The sequence below is a fragment of the Bacillus sp. FSL K6-1005 genome (assembly GCF_038000225.1).
Lineage (GTDB): Bacteria > Bacillota > Bacilli > Bacillales > Bacillaceae > Bacillus > Bacillus mojavensis.
The window spans coordinates 579,513-594,762 of record NZ_JBBOBP010000001.1 but is presented as its reverse complement, the minus strand read 5'-3'; the positions used below and the strand labels follow the sequence as shown (position 1 = coordinate 594,762).

Genomic DNA, 15,250 nt, shown 5'->3' with positions numbered 1-15,250 from the left:
CGGCTGGTTCAGCCGGCTTTTCTTGATTACAACTCTCTTCTTAATGCTGTCAGCACGTTGGTTTTTGTTGCTTTTCGGGCTGGGTTCATACCCGAGATCACAGCGACACCGCCGCAAATCACAACCGCAATGATGACAAGGCTGAGCGGAATATAAGAAAACGTATAATTCAGATCGCCCGCTTCGCCTCCGCTTGTCGCCGCGAGAATCATCGGAACGGCCAGATTGACAAGGTAACTCACGCCGTAAGAAATGATAATCCCGATCACACAGCCTAAAATTCCGATATACGCACTTTCCATCAAGAACATTCGGCGAATGATAGACGGACTTGCCCCAATGGCTTTCATAATGCCGATCTCCTGCGTTCTTTCTGTAACCGCCATCGTCATCGTGTTAAATATTCCAATGGCTGAAATGATAACCGCGATACATCCGACAAAGATCAGGCCGATTTTAAAGACCATGAAGAACGTGTTGGCTCCTTCAAGCTCGGTAGTAACTGATGTGACATAGTATCCGTCATCTGTTAGATCATTTGTCAGCTGTTCCACATTCTCAAATTTATCAGCATAAACGCCAACATTTTTTTCAACATTCCCGCCCTTGAAGTCCAAAAATTCCGAAAAGTCCTTCTTGAACTGGTCACTAAGGAAGATGTTTGAATCCTCCATCCAATCTTGAGATGGTTTTTTTGTAATACCGACAATTTTAAAGTCATATGTTTTTGTTTTCGTAACATCCCCTGTTTTAGGGTCTGTTTTTGATACACTTAATTCAATCGTTTTGTTCAGGATGTCTTTCGTATAACCCTTTGGTTCTTCTATATCCTCGGGGTTTCCATTTGCTTCCTCGATTTTTTTGTTATATTCTTCAGATTCTTTTTTCGTCAATAATCTCTTTGCAAAGTCGTATCCTACTACGATTTCATTTTCCGACTTTGCGACTCTTCCTTTTTCTAATTCCATATTTGCTTTTAATTCATCGTTCATATTGGTAAAGATGAGATTAGAGCTTTCATTTGTGCGATTTCCTAAAGTTGCTTTGTTTGGTTCATACACTTGCGTTCGTTCTACAACTGACCTTACATGATCATACTTCTCTAAATCAGCTTTATTAATAGGCTTATCCCCTTCCTTGCCCATTACACTGACTTTAGTCACAATTTGCTGGCTCATTGTCATATCTGTGATTGTCTTTTGAATCCCGAATCCAACCGACGACAGCACAACTAAAAACGCACACGCCATTGTTGTCGCAAGAATGGTCATAAAGACGCGGAGCCTGTTTTTCTTCATATTTCTTCTGATAAAATGAACCTGATCCTTAAATCTCAACGGTAATACCCCCTTTTAACACACCGTCATGCAGCTGGAATTTTGAGTGTCCGATTGAAGCCACTTCATCGTCATGGGTAATAATCACAAATGTAATGCCCCGCTCACGGTTCAGCTGCTGAATCAATTCAAGCACTTCCTGTTCCGTTTCTGAATCAAGGCTTCCCGTCGGCTCATCCGCTAAAATAATCGACGGATTTAAAATCAGCGCTCTCGCAATGCTGACACGCTGCTGCTGTCCGCCCGACAGTTCATTAGGATAGTGAGCGGCATGGTTTTCAAGACCGACGCGTTTCAGCATATCCTGTACCTTTTTCTTGCGCTCTGACGGCTTGATCCCTTTTAACGCCAGCGGCATTTCCACATTTTCATACGTCGTTAAGCCCGGGATGAGCTGAAAGCTTTGAAATATAAACCCAAAGTGTTCAAGGCGGAACGTAGCCCATTCCTTTTCATTAAAGCCCGTGACATCATTTCCGTTAATCACAATCCGCCCCTTAGTCGGTGAGATGTAGCCTGATATTAAATTCAGAAGCGTTGATTTCCCTGACCCGCTTCGTCCGACGATACAGGCGATTTCTCCTTTCGCCACAGTCAACGAGACATCTTTTAAGACAGGCACTTCATTCTCACGGCCCTTTTTTCCGATCGTGAAAGAATGGTTAATATGCTGAACATCAATCATCTTTTCTCTCTCCCTTATAAATGTTTTTTGTTTTTTTTATAAATCGCAAAATAGCTGATAAGAAAACCAATCACGGCGCCAGCAGCCATGCCAAATATGTAGCCGGCGAAGCTTTCCGTTGCGGCAAATCCAAAATACCCGAAGCCCATGATTCCAATGATAATGACAATGACCTGTACCGGGCGGTCAAGCGGTTTCCATAAAAAGAAATATCCGTTCCGTTCATTAGACAGTTTGACAAAACTGATGTAGCCGATAATGTAAAAGATGATCGTCATGATGGCTGGAATCACTAAATAATATGGAGAATCCTCAACCCAGTTCGGCACAACGTAAGTAACCGGGAATAGATACTGCACCCATTCGGGCACAGGACCATGTATAAACTCTACTGTTCCGCCAAGAAGGATTTCCAGGTTGATAGCAGGAAGAGTCATGAGCAAAAAAGGCAAAATCGTAACAGTAGCTGAAACCAAAAGCTGTGCAAAAGTATTGCCCGTCAGAGCTCCGCCAGCCATAACCAAAGAATAAGCCAGCATGCTGACAATGATCATTCCCAAGCTGTAGTTGTGAAAATAAACGGCCTGATCAGGTTTCAAAAGCAATAGCAGCAGAACGGATAAAACATATCCTATGAATTGCGGAACCACAATCATCATTCCGCCGAGCACAAACTTTGCGATAAATATCTGCCCGCGTGTATATGGAAGACTTAAAGTAAAATCAAACAAGCCCTTGCTTCGTTCAATCCCCAGCTGGCTGACCGCCAAAACGACTCCCCAAATCCAAAATACTGAGATAAATGTGCTGTTTAAATAATCAACGCTGAATACGCAGGGGCCGACCCAATTTTCTTTTCCAGTGACACAGCCTTGATAGATGAGATACATATTTAAAATCGATAAGGGATTACCTAGTATAAAAACCAAAATGGTGATAACTAAGGCGACTTTATTTTGTTTCCACTCCTTATAAAGCAGACCGGAATCCGGCATTTTACTTCCCTCCAAACTTTAAGCCGTTATCTTAATGTCTTACTTTTTTAAAGATGGAAAAATAACTGATCAAAAATCCTACAATTCCTCCGATAATCATTCCGATAATGTAACCCGCTATGGATTCACCAGCAGAATGCCCCACTATACCAAAACCCAGGATTCCTAACACGATGACAAGGATTTGGATAGGTCGATCTAATGTTTTCCATAAGAAAAAGTATCCATTACGCTCATTATGATGTTTTATAAAACTTTTATAACCAATGAAATAAAAGAGAATACTCATTACTGCAGGGATTAGTAATAAGTATTTACTTTCCGCCACCCAACTTGAATCCACATAAGCAATTGGGGAAAAGTCCATCAAATTATTTTCAAAATCGAAGTAATATTCAACATTAGGTAATATTTTCCAAATTTGAACCCCTGAGATAATCTCAATATTAGAAAATGGCAAAACGATAATCAAATATGGCAATACAGAAGTTGCAAAAGCTGTCAACAACTGAGCAAAAGCGTTTCCAGTTAACGTCCCAGCGGCCATTACTAATGAGTAAAACATAATGCTAGTGATCATAACACCAATGCTTCCATGTTCAAAAAAGTTTACTTGTTCAGGTTTTAAGAAAAGAATAAGCAGCCATGCTAATAAAAATCCGACTAATTGCGAAAGCACAAGGACAACTGCGCCTAGCCAAAATTTCGTTTGAAAAATTTGGCTTCTTTTATATGGAAGACCTAACAAAAAGTCCATCGTACCTCTCGAACGTTCAAGCCCAACCAAACATACTGCCAGTATAATCCCTATCACCCAATTGATTTGAATCATGCTGTCTATGTGGTAATCTACAAAAAATGCACATAGTTTTGGATCTGAATGTGCTAGGCATGACTCGTTTAAAGAATATGAGTGATAAATCGTTAAAGGATTTGCCAGCACTAAAAACACAATACTTAACAAAAGCACCACTTGATTCTGCTTCCACTCTCGATAGAGGAGACCTCGGTCTACCATCTCCGCTTCCCTCCAAACTTCGCGATGAATACTTCTTCCAAGTTGACAGGAAGCTCATTCCACACTTTTGGCTTCAGCTCTCTCAAAAAGCTCTTTTTCTCCTCATCGCTTTTCGGGATCAGCACCGTATAGAACACACCGGCCTGATCAAGCATCGGAATGTTTTGCTCTCTGATGGCCAAATTGACATCTGTATCGAAGGCCATTTGAATTTTAATGTATTCTTCTTTTAACTCATCAATATCCATGACGTTGGTCAGTCTGTTATCTTCGAGAAAACCAATTCGGTTGCACATCCGTTCAATATCCTCAAGGCGATGGGAGGTGATCAGGATGCTCGTATCACGCTCAGCCACTTCATCGACCATCAGCTGCAGTACATCATGCCTTGTCACTGCATCTATTCCGTCCGTCGGCTCATCAAGAAGAATCAGTGCCGGTCTCGCTGCAAACGACAGAACGAGCGACAGCTGTTTTTTCAAGCCCGTCGACAGCTCACGGTACTTTTTCGTTTCCGGAATTTCGTATCTGTTCATCAGCTCATTCGCGTAGGTGACATCAAACTTCGGATAAATCCTTCTCAGGATGTCAACAAGCTGCTTGTATGTATACTTGTCATAAAAAGGATTCTGAACAGGCATGTAGATGATATTCTGTTTCACCTTCGGATGCTTTTTGATTTCTACGCCGTCAAACAGAATCGTTCCGCTGTCCGCGAAAATAATTTGCTGGATTAAACGGAGCATCGTCGTTTTACCCGATCCGTTCCGGCCGAGCAGCCCGAAAATTTCCCCTTTTTCAATTGTTAAAGAAACGTCTTTTAATACTTGATTGCCGTCAATCGTCTTTGACAGCTGTCTTAATTCAATCATCACTCTTACCCCCTTTCACATCAGCGCTGATTTCCTTTATCCATTCTTGCAGTTTCTCCAGCTCAACCCCCGCATAATGTGCATCGATGATGAGCTGTTTGAGTTGCTCTTTAATCATCGTCATCTTCCCTTCAACCAGTGTCGTTTTTGCATTTTCCGATATATAGGTCCCTCTGCCCCGCAGCGTTTCAATAATACCCTCTCGCTCAAGCTCTTTGTACGCTTTGCTGACAGTATTCGGATTCGCAATAATGATCGTCGCCAATTCTCTGACAGAAGGAAGCTTATCACCAGGCTTCATGATCCCTTTCAAACAAAGCTCTTTCATTTGCTGAATAATTTGTTCGTAAATGGGCGTTGAGCTTCTTGGATCGATTTGAATCATTTACTTCCCTACTTTCTATACGATCTGAACCTTTCATAAATAAAACGAATCAATTATACTTTTTTGCCATTCAAAACCGATCATCACAAGGACAAGAAAAAAAGAACAAGCGATCATAGATGCCGCGATCAGCATTGGCACGTTACGTTTGTTTTGTTTTTTATGTTTCATAACTGCCTCCCTTAAATTCAATATATAAATGATTTTCATTAGTGTCTATAGTGTATTACTTCAATTAGTACACTTAACACAATAAATACTTTGCAGTGCAAAGTCAATCCTTTTTTACAAAAAAACGGACCCTTATCAAAAGGGTCCGTTTCTTACACATCAAGAGGGTGCTGCAAGATCATATTATTTTGCAAAGCTTGAAGCTGAAGTCTCATTCTGTACAGCTGTTCTCTCTGCTGATCATTTGATGACAGCCATAGTTTATTCAAGGCATTTACCGCATTTTCAATCTGCATTTGCGCATCACTGTATTCTTGGTCGTTATAATGCTCTTGTTTAGAAGCGATTTTCAGCTGTTCTTCAGCATAATCATACGCCTGCATACATTGTTGGAGATGTTCATCTACTGATTGTCTAGTTGCCACAGTAACCCCTCCTCTTGGTAATGGAAACAATCCATCATCCATAGTGTAGCCTCATCAGACATGATTCAATAAAGAAATTTATGGTCGATATTCATTTGTTCTCATATGAAATGCGTGCTACAATTTTAGGATGCAATTGTACGCAAGGAGGCACATTAATCGTGATTCAGAACAATCCTTTTCCTTATTCAAATACGGAAAAACGCTATCATACATTAAATTATCATCTCAGAGATCATTTCGGGCATAAGGTATTTAAAGTAGCGCTTGACGGCGGCTTTGACTGCCCGAACCGTGACGGCACTGTCGCTCACGGCGGCTGTACCTTTTGCAGCGCTGCGGGCTCCGGTGATTTTGCAGGAAACCGGGCCGATGATTTAATGACGCAATTCCACGACATTAAAAACCGCATGCATGAAAAATGGAAGGACGGGAAATATATCGCTTATTTCCAGGCTTTCACCAATACACATGCGCCAGTTGACGTGCTTCGAGAGAAATTCGAGTCTGTTCTCGCGCTCGACGATGTGGTCGGCATTTCAATCGCCACACGGCCGGACTGCCTGCCGGATGACGTTGTTGAGTATTTGGCAGAACTCAATGAACGCACGTATCTCTGGGTGGAGCTCGGGCTTCAGACAGTTCACGAACGCACAGCTCTTCTGATTAACCGGGCACATGACTTTGACTGCTACGTTGAAGGTGTGAACAAGCTAAGAAAACACGGCATACGCGTCTGCTCGCATATTATCAATGGACTTCCTTTGGAAGACCGGAACATGATGATGGAAACGGCAAAAGCAGTGGCAAATTTGGACGTACAGGGTATTAAAATCCATTTGCTGCACCTGCTGAAGGGCACGCCGATGGTGAAACAATACGAAAAGGGAAAGCTGGAATTCCTCTCTCAAGACGAATATGTGCAGCTCGTCTGTGACCAGCTTGAGGTCATCCCGCCAGAAATGATCGTACACCGTATCACTGGTGACGGGCCGATTGAATTGATGATTGGGCCAATGTGGAGTGTGAACAAATGGGAAGTGCTCGGCGCTATCAATAAAGAACTTGAAAACCGCGGCAGCTACCAAGGTAAGTTCTTTCAGCGTCTTCAGGAGGAATCAGCCTTATGATTCTGAAAAAGATTCTTCCCTACAGTAAAGAGCTGCTGAAAATGGCCGCAGGGGACGGAGACATTGTTGTTGACGCCACAATGGGGAACGGGCACGACACCCTGTTTTTAGCTGAACTTGTCGGTGAAAACGGCCATGTATACGCATTTGATATACAAGAATCAGCAGTGGCCAATACGAAGGAGCGGCTCGGTGACACCTATCAAAACCGGACAACTTTATTTCATAAAAGCCATGACAAAATTGCTGAATCACTACCGCAGGAAACACACGGGAAAGTAGCGGCCGCTGTGTTTAACCTCGGCTATCTGCCAGGCGGGGACAAATCGATTACGACAAACGGCAATTCAACGATTCAAGCAATTGAACAGCTTCTCAGCATCATGAAAGATGAAGGCCTGATTGTTTTGGTCGTCTATCACGGCCATCCGGAAGGCAAAACTGAAAAAAACGACGTGCTCGACTTTTGCCGGGACTTGGATCAGCAAGCAGCCCGTGTCTTAACATACGGATTTATCAATCAGCAAAATGACCCGCCGTTTATTATTGCGATCGAAAAAAAAGCTCAAATCAGCAAATGATTTGAGCTTTTTTCTTTGAGTTTTTCATCCAGGCTATCTTTTGAAACTTTCTGTAGGCTCTGCCGTTGATATAAAAGAAAAAGGAGGTTTTTCCGCTTGCTTTGATCAGCTTCTTCGCGAGCCGGCCCATTTCCTTTTGGCCCGCCACTTTATCATCAGACAAATAGACACCCAGCAAGCCGCGGTTGATTAAGCGGTGGAAGTTTTCGTGCGGAATGCCGTGCAGATGTTCATCGGCTTTCTGAATAAAATGCTGCAGCCGATTCATCATTTCTTCATGCGACTGATAATACGAGCAGAAATTCAAGTCCCCTTCAAGCAAGTCCTCCTCCTGGTCAATCAAATAATCAAGCAGAATATGAAGACCTTGTATGTAAGGAAAATAACTGTTGCGGATTTTTTTTGCGGTGCTTTCAGTAAAATCAGGCTGAAACGAATATGCGACAAGACAGAAAATGCCCAGCGTGGAGCCTGCACAAGCTGAGAATTCATACCATTCCATCTCAGGAAGCTCTGATTCATATTGGGTAAACCACTTTTCAAGGCGCGGGACGCGCTCATGCTCTACAACGTGCTTATGCACCTGCAAATCGCAATAATAGCCGCAAAGCTCAAGCAGATAAGGTTTAATCATGTCGTAGTGTTCAATAGACCCAAGGACACGCTGGCACGTTTTCACCAATTCCTGCAAATATCCGCCGTCATCCTGCTCGTCCCTGAATTGATAATAATTTTGCGGTTCAGCTCCCACTGTCAACGCGTCCTGCATAGAGGTGTGAAGCATTCGAAAATCTTCCGGGTCAAGTGAGGTGCTGCGGTCGCACAAATTGTCCAGGTAGTCGCTGATTGTTTGATATGCGATGATGAACTCAACACATTTCTGCTTATGACTCCCTGACAATAAGGCCAATATGCCGCCGCCTTCACAGTGAAACGTTTTATCTCGAATACTTGCGGTTGCCTGTGCTTTTAATTCACTGTTTTTAATTGCTTCTGATTTTTGCTTCCATATGTTCAGCTCTTGATGAACGAGCGGAAAAATTTCACGATATACTTTGGCCATCAGTCCAAAAGGATGTTCCGGTACTGTCAACACACGCACCCCCCAGTTCAAATATATTGATCAGTAAATGCTCTTGCGGCTTTAAAAACGTCTTCTCTTTCCGGTTCATTAAATATTTCATGATAAAGCCCTTCCCATTCTCTATATGACTTATTGTGGGAAGCAACCCCTGAAAACCACTTGATGACCTTCGTTTTGTCGACCAGCTTGTCATCTCCGGCCTGCATGACTAGAAGCGGCACCCTTAGAAAAGCCTCTGTCGGCACCATGGCAGACTCGATAGTTTTTAACAGCTCTCTGTACCATCTGACAGAAACCTTCGTGACAAAAAGGGGATCGTTCTGGCCTGCTTCGATGACATCTTCATTCCGTGTCGCCATATCAATCGATAATCCTGAATCAACTTTAAGCGACGGAGCGATGACATTCAGCCCCTTTGATGCAAGGTCAAGCACTTTATTGACTTTAATTTGCAGCCCGAGACACGGTGATGATAAAATAATTCCCGTAATGCGGGGGTTTCTCTGCTGTTTAAACCATTCAATCGCGATCAGGCCGCCCATGCTGTGGCCGAGAAGAAAAACAGGCAGTTCAAAGGTTCGCGCTTTATCGATCCAAGTATCTACTTCATCAATGTATTCTTGAAATGAGTGAATATGACCCCTGGCCCGGGTGGTTGTCCCTTGTCCCGGCAGATCACCCATTACAACGTGATAACCCGAAGATCTCCACATTTCACTCAGCCATTTATACCGTCCATGATGTTCACTTGCCCCGTGGATTATAACAATCACTGCCACAGGTCTGTCTGCTTTCCAGGTCCACATGCGGTTCACCTCATACAAAAATTAAATAGAGAAAGAAGGATGAAAGATATATGATTTACCCTTATAAGGAATACACGCCAAAAATCCACCCAACGGCTTTTGTAGCCGATAATGCAACAATTACCGGTGATGTGGTCATCGGAGAACAATCCAGCATTTGGTTCTCAGTGGTCATAAGAGGAGATGTAGCCCCGACCAGAATCGGTAACAGAGTCAATATCCAAGATTTAAGCTGCCTCCATCAAAGCCCGAACCGGACGCTTCTCATTGAAGATGACGCCACGATAGGCCATCAGGTTACACTCCATAGCGCCGTGATCCGCAAGAACGCCTTAATCGGCATGGGTTCAATCATCTTAGATGGAGCCGAAATCGGTGAAGGCGCCTTTATTGGTGCCGGCAGTCTTGTTCCGCCGGGAAAAATCATTCCGCCAGGCCATCTTGCCTTCGGCCGCCCGGCAAAAGTCATCCGCCCTTTGACGGATGAAGACCGAAAAGACATGCAAAGAATACGGTCTGAATATGTAACAAAAGGTCAATATTATAAATCACTTCAGCAAATGTAAGACCAGCTTCGTTTTACTTTACCATTTTTCAAAATATTATTTAAGCGATAACCATCGCTGACCCGAACCAAATAGCAGTTCGGGTTTTAATTTTCCATAAAACGTTCACATATCAAAACAAACGTGTGACTTTTATCTTATCATAAAAAATGAGACGCCACTGTAAGCAGTCTCTGCAAAAAACTTATTCCTATTCTCTGCTCTCTATGAGTAGCTTTACTTAAACAAAAAAGAGCCCGCCGGGAGCTCTCTTTGTCAGCTGATCTGTTGTTCAGTTGACACAGCTGCGTTTTTCTTATGAAAGCCTTTGCCATAATAAACGGCTATCAAAATCAGAAACCAAATCGGACCGATAATAACGGCGACTCTTGTTTCCGGACTATAAGCCATCAGGATAATGACAAATGCTAAAAAGGCCAATGATAAATATGACGTGAATGGGTAAAAAGGCATTTTATATTTTAATTGCTTTTGATCCTTTGGCTGCATGCCTTTACGGTATTTGATCTGAGAAAGCAAGATGATCGCCCATGTCCAAATCGCCCCGAACGTGGCAATGCTTGTGACCCAAGTAAATACCTTCGCAGGCACAATATAGTTTAACAGCACACCGACTAATAACGCACCCGCAGAAGCCAGTACGGCCTTACCCGGAATGCCGCCTTTGGTCAGCTTACCGTATGCTTTTGGCGCCTCGCTCTGCTCCGCTAAGTTAAAGAGCATGCGTCCGGTGCTGAATATGCCGCTGTTACAAGAAGACAGCGCTGCCGTCAGAACGACAAAGTTAATGATGCCTGCCGCATATGGAATCCCCACTTTTTCAAACGTGAGTACAAAAGGGCTTCCTTGTGAGCCGATTTCCTGCCACGGATAAATGGACATGATCACAAATAAAGCACCGACGTAAAAAATCAGGATACGCCAAAATACCGTATCAATCGCTTTCGCTAATGACTTTTGCGGGTTTTTGACTTCGCCGGCCGTCACCCCTATCATCTCAATGCCTAAATACGCGAACATCACCATTTGAAGTGACAATAAAACCCCTTTTATTCCATGAGGAAAAAATCCTCCGTTGCTCCATAAATTACTGATGCCTGTAGCAATGCCTCCATTGCCGACGCCTGCAATGATCATTAATAAACCGACAGCAATCATAGAAAGGATCGCGACAATTTTAATCAAAGCGAACCAAAACTCCAGCTCTCCATACGCCTTCACGGCCAGGAAATTGACACCAGTCATAATCACCAGCGCCGACAATGCCCAAATCCAATTTGGCACATCCGGAAACCAGTATCCCATATAAATTCCGACAGCGGTGATTTCCGCCATACAGGTTACAACCCATAAGAACCAGTAATTCCACCCGGTTAAGTAGCCTGCGAGCGGACCTAAGTAGTCACGTGCGTACCTGCTGAAGGAGCCCGCGACCGGCTTTTGAATGGCCATCTCTCCAAGCGCCCTCATAATAAAAAACATAACCAGACCGCTGCAGGCATATGCCACCAAAATACCTGGCCCTGCTAATTGAATAGCTGATGCGGAGCCAAGGAAGAGTCCCACTCCTATGGCAGCCCCTAAAGACATTAAAGAAATATGCCTTTCTTCAAGACCGCGATGCAATTCTTGTTTTTGTTTTTGCATGTTCCCTTCTCCCCTAGAAAAAAATATCATTAAATCATTCTTCTGAATATTTCGCACGAATGTGCAGGGTAATCAATGATGATGGAGAAATACTGGTATAATAACAAGGCTTTCGACGAATCGAAAGCCTTATCTGTTAAACAAAGATGACTTCTTTAGGCTGATGGCTCAGCTCTTCAGGCATATACCGTTTTTCGATATTGATGCTGTGCCAGATCATAAAGATGAGCACTGTCCAAATTTTACGGCTGTTATCAGCCTTGTCGGCACAATGGTCTTCAAGAAGCTGAAGAACGTAATCCTTATGGATATAAGCGTCCGTTTGGCTATCTTGAATAATGCTGCGCACCCATTCGTTCATTTCGTTTTTCAGCCAATGACGGATCGGTACAGGGAAACCGAGCTTTTTACGGTTCAATACGTGATCCGGCACAATTCCTTCAGCAGCTTTGCGAAGGAGATACTTCGTCGTACCATTCTTTGTTTTCAATTCATCAGGAATTTTAGAAGCAACGTCAAATACGACTTTATCAAGGAACGGCACACGCAATTCCAATGAATTCGCCATTGTCATTTTATCCGCTTTTAGCAAGATGTCGCCTCGCATCCAAGTGTGGATATCGACATACTGCATTTTGTTAATATCGCTGTATGAGCTGCTTTCTGTAAAGTAAGGCTTCGTCACATCGCGATACGAAAGGCTAGAATCATAGTGCTTCAGCAGCTGTTCCTTCACGGATTCTTCAAAGATCTTCGCGTTGCCGATATAACGCTCCGGAAGCGGAGTGCAGCCGCGCTCAAGCAGGCTCTTTCCTCTCATTCCCTCAGGCATAACCGCCGCTACGTGCAGAAGCATCTTTTTCAAGCCGGACGGAATGCGTTCAAACGGTTTAAGAGAAAGCGGTTCACGGTAGATGTTGTATCCGCCAAACAGCTCGTCCGCACCTTCGCCAGATAACGCAACTGTTACGTGTTTTTTCGCTTCTTTCGCCACGAAATACAATGGAATCGCAGCCGGGTCTGCAAGCGGATCATCAAAGTGCCATACGATTTTAGGAAGCTCGTTCATATATTCTTCCGGAGAAATGACTTTGCTGATATTTTCAATGCCCAGTGCAGCGGCAGTTTCTTTCGCTACATCAACTTCACTGAAGCCCTGCTGTTCAAATCCGACTGAAAATGTTTTTAAGCTTGGATGAAATTCTTTCGCAACGGATACAATAAACGAAGAATCAATTCCGCCTGAAAGGAATGAACCGACAGGCACATCACTTCTCATATGAACTTTTACAGAGTCATAGATAGCGTCTCTGACTTCTTTGACAAGTTTATCTTCTTCCGTCTGAACAGGCTGGAAACGCGCCTTGAAATACGTTTTGAATGTGATATCGCCGTCAGGGCGGATTGTAAACTGAGAACCCGGCTCTACTTTTTTCACATCAATATCAAGCGTGCTTGGCTCAGGAACGAATTGGAAAGACATATACTGCTGTAATGCTTCTTTATCTATTTCAATATCATTTTGAGCTGCCATTAAACTTTTTCTCTCTGAGGCAAAATAAACCTGATCATTGATCGTTGTGTAATACAACGGCTTAATGCCGAATGGATCTCTTGCTCCATAAAGCACATGATCGTTTTTATTCCAAATCAGAAAGGCAAACATGCCGCGGAGCTTGGAAGCCGCTTCTTCTTTATAGTGACGGTAAGTCGCAAGAAGAACCTCTGTGTCCGAATCTGTGTTGAAAGTATATCCCTTTGCTTCAAGCTCTTCTCTCAGTTCGATATAGTTATAGATTTCCCCGTTAAAAATAATCCAATATTTCTCATCTTCATATGATAAAGGCTGTCCGCCATTTTCCACATCAATAATGCTGAGCCGTCTGAATCCGAATCCAACGTGCTCATCATGGTAATATCCATCACTGTCAGGACCGCGGTGAACGATCATTTGGTTCATTTGTTTGATTAGTTCTTCTTGATCAGCGGTTTGAGTTAACGGATGCTTGTTAAAAACCCCGACAAATCCACACATAGTATTGCCTCCATATTTAAAATTGTCATCATTGAACCCCTATTTATAGACGCTGTGAACAGTATTTGGTTTCACAGTTATGTAAAAAAATAAACATGGATACATCGATAAAAAAGGGAAAGCCGCTTAACCAGTAAGCGGCTATAAAATTATTCTCCTAACGCTTCTTTACGCAGCTGTTCCGCTTTGTCTGTACGCTCCCACGGAAGGTCAACATCGTGGCGTCCAAAGTGGCCGTACGCAGCAGTCTGTTTGTAGATCGGACGGCGTAAATCAAGCATTTTGATAATGCCGGCAGGTCGTAAATCAAAGTTATTGCGAACAACTTCAATCAGTTTTTCCTCTGAAGCTTTTCCGGAACCAAATGTATTGATAGAGATGGACACAGGCTGTGCAACACCGATCGCGTAAGCAAGCTGCACTTCGCATGAATCTGCAAGCTCAGCCGCAACGATGTTTTTCGCAACGTATCTTGCAGCATAAGCAGCTGAACGGTCTACTTTCGTCGCATCTTTACCAGAGAACGCGCCGCCGCCGTGACGTGCGTAGCCGCCGTACGTATCAACGATAATTTTACGTCCTGTAAGCCCTGCATCCCCTTGAGGTCCTCCGATGACGAAACGGCCTGTAGGGTTAATGAAGTATTTTGTTTCTTCATCAATTAATTCTTCAGGAACAACCGGATTGATGACATGTTCTTTAATGTTGCGCTGAATTTGCTCAAGCGTAATTTCAGGATGGTGCTGAGTTGAAATAACAATCGCGTCAATGCGGACAGGTTTGTTATTTTCATCATACTCAACCGTTACCTGTGTTTTGCCGTCAGGGCGAAGGTAAGGAAGAACATCTTCTTTACGCACTTCACTCAAGCGGCGGGCTAGTTTATGAGCAAGTGAAATCGGAAGAGGCATAAGCTCTTTCGTTTCGTTGCACGCATAACCGAACATTAAACCTTGGTCACCCGCTCCGATTGCTTCGATTTCTTCGTCGCTCATTGTGCCTTCACGGGCTTCAAGCGCTTGGTCTACACCCATTGCAATATCAGCAGACTGCTCGTCAATTGATGTCAGGACCGCACATGTTTCCGCATCAAATCCGTATTTTGCACGTGTGTATCCGATTTCTTTAATCGTTTCACGAACTGTTTTTGGAATGTCAACATACGTAGAAGTTGTGATTTCTCCGCTGACAAGAACCAGCCCAGTTGTCACAGACGTTTCACAAGCAACACGCGCGTTAGGGTCTTTCTTTAAAATTTCATCTAAGATGCTGTCAGAAATCTGGTCACAGATTTTATCCGGATGCCCCTCCGTAACAGATTCTGATGTAAATAAACGACGATTTTTACTCATGATTTGCTTCCTCCTGCACAAGGCCTCCCGAAAGACCTTATATATATGATACGGAACTCGCTCCCTCTTATACAATGTTACGTTTATATTAGAGATGTTAATTGGCATATTTATGAAATAAAAAAACCTTTTCCGTTCGAGGAAAGGGTTTGGTCTTTGTG

The 15,250-nt window shown here is 43.3% G+C and carries 16 protein-coding genes; 3 read left to right on the top strand and 13 right to left on the bottom strand.

The annotated features are described in order from the left end of the window. Window positions 1-26 precede the first annotated feature (26 nt). The 8 genes from ytrF to NST16_RS02975 all read right to left on the bottom strand — a co-directional run bounded on the left by ytrF (window position 27) and on the right by NST16_RS02975 (window position 5,888). Window positions 27-1,337 (bottom strand): ABC transporter permease YtrF, encoded by a 1,311-nt coding sequence (gene ytrF / locus NST16_RS03010; RefSeq protein WP_339177771.1) that lies wholly within the window; start codon window positions 1,335-1,337, stop codon window positions 27-29. Beyond that, window positions 1,327-2,022, bottom strand: coding sequence for an ABC transporter ATP-binding protein YtrE (ytrE, locus tag NST16_RS03005; RefSeq protein ID WP_340883836.1), 696 nt, complete (start codon window positions 2,020-2,022; stop codon window positions 1,327-1,329). The genes ytrF and ytrE overlap by 11 nt, the downstream gene beginning before the upstream one ends. A 14-nt stretch (window positions 2,023-2,036) precedes the next feature. Next, window positions 2,037-3,017, bottom strand: a complete 981-nt coding sequence (ytrD, locus tag NST16_RS03000) for an ABC transporter permease YtrD (RefSeq protein ID WP_340883834.1) — start codon at window positions 3,015-3,017, stop codon at window positions 2,037-2,039. 31 nt (window positions 3,018-3,048) lie between these two features. Further along, window positions 3,049-4,035: an ABC transporter permease subunit gene (locus NST16_RS02995; protein ID WP_340883832.1), complete on the bottom strand. Its 987-nt coding sequence runs from the start codon at window positions 4,033-4,035 to the stop codon at window positions 3,049-3,051. Further along, window positions 4,029-4,907 carry an ABC transporter ATP-binding protein YtrB gene (gene ytrB / locus NST16_RS02990; protein ID WP_326218193.1) on the bottom strand — a complete coding sequence of 293 codons (879 nt, stop codon included), beginning with the start codon at window positions 4,905-4,907 and terminating at the stop codon, window positions 4,029-4,031. The genes NST16_RS02995 and ytrB overlap by 7 nt, the downstream gene beginning before the upstream one ends. Beyond that, entirely contained in the window at window positions 4,900-5,292 is a 393-nt protein-coding gene (ytrA, locus tag NST16_RS02985; RefSeq protein ID WP_168748581.1) for a GntR family transcriptional regulator YtrA, read from the bottom strand. The genes ytrB and ytrA overlap by 8 nt, the downstream gene beginning before the upstream one ends. Before the next feature lie 33 nt (window positions 5,293-5,325). Beyond that, complete coding sequence (locus tag NST16_RS02980; protein ID WP_010331569.1) at window positions 5,326-5,463, bottom strand: hypothetical protein; 138 nt, start codon at window positions 5,461-5,463, stop codon at window positions 5,326-5,328. Between the two features lie 152 nt (window positions 5,464-5,615). Then, window positions 5,616-5,888, bottom strand: coding sequence for a YtzC family protein (locus tag NST16_RS02975; RefSeq protein ID WP_010331570.1), 273 nt, complete (start codon window positions 5,886-5,888; stop codon window positions 5,616-5,618). A 161-nt stretch (window positions 5,889-6,049) separates the two neighbouring features. On the opposite strand from NST16_RS02975, the gene NST16_RS02970 reads away from it, so the two are divergent. Further along, the gene (locus tag NST16_RS02970; protein ID WP_340883828.1) at window positions 6,050-7,018 is read left to right on the top strand and encodes a TIGR01212 family radical SAM protein; all 969 of its coding nucleotides are present in this window, start codon (window positions 6,050-6,052) and stop codon (window positions 7,016-7,018) included. After that, the gene (locus NST16_RS02965; protein WP_010331572.1) at window positions 7,015-7,599 is read left to right on the top strand and encodes a class I SAM-dependent methyltransferase; all 585 of its coding nucleotides are present in this window, start codon (window positions 7,015-7,017) and stop codon (window positions 7,597-7,599) included. Before NST16_RS02970 ends, NST16_RS02965 begins: the two co-directional genes overlap by 4 nt. On the opposite strand, the gene tbcS is transcribed toward NST16_RS02965, so the two are convergent. After that, window positions 7,589-8,692, bottom strand: coding sequence for a tetraprenyl-beta-curcumene synthase (tbcS, locus tag NST16_RS02960; protein ID WP_340883824.1), 1,104 nt, complete (start codon window positions 8,690-8,692; stop codon window positions 7,589-7,591). The genes NST16_RS02965 and tbcS overlap by 11 nt on opposite strands. A 17-nt stretch (window positions 8,693-8,709) precedes the next feature. Then, window positions 8,710-9,489, bottom strand: a complete 780-nt coding sequence (locus tag NST16_RS02955; RefSeq protein ID WP_168748584.1) for an alpha/beta hydrolase — start codon at window positions 9,487-9,489, stop codon at window positions 8,710-8,712. 50 nt (window positions 9,490-9,539) lie between these two features. On the opposite strand from NST16_RS02955, the gene NST16_RS02950 reads away from it, so the two are divergent. Then, window positions 9,540-10,055, top strand: a complete 516-nt coding sequence (locus tag NST16_RS02950; RefSeq protein ID WP_168748585.1) for a gamma carbonic anhydrase — start codon at window positions 9,540-9,542, stop codon at window positions 10,053-10,055. Window positions 10,056-10,310: 255 nt separating this feature from the next. On the opposite strand, the gene alaP is transcribed toward NST16_RS02950, so the two are convergent. The 3 genes from alaP to metK form a co-directional block, all read right to left on the bottom strand. Further along, window positions 10,311-11,702 carry an alanine permease AlaP gene (gene alaP / locus NST16_RS02945; protein ID WP_339177787.1) on the bottom strand — a complete coding sequence of 464 codons (1,392 nt, stop codon included), beginning with the start codon at window positions 11,700-11,702 and terminating at the stop codon, window positions 10,311-10,313. A gap of 136 nt (window positions 11,703-11,838) precedes the next feature. Then, window positions 11,839-13,737, bottom strand: coding sequence for an asparagine synthase (glutamine-hydrolyzing) (asnB, locus tag NST16_RS02940; protein WP_168748586.1), 1,899 nt, complete (start codon window positions 13,735-13,737; stop codon window positions 11,839-11,841). 149 nt (window positions 13,738-13,886) lie between these two features. Then, window positions 13,887-15,089, bottom strand: coding sequence for a methionine adenosyltransferase (metK, locus tag NST16_RS02935; RefSeq protein WP_010331578.1), 1,203 nt, complete (start codon window positions 15,087-15,089; stop codon window positions 13,887-13,889). Window positions 15,090-15,250: the final 161 nt, after the last annotated feature.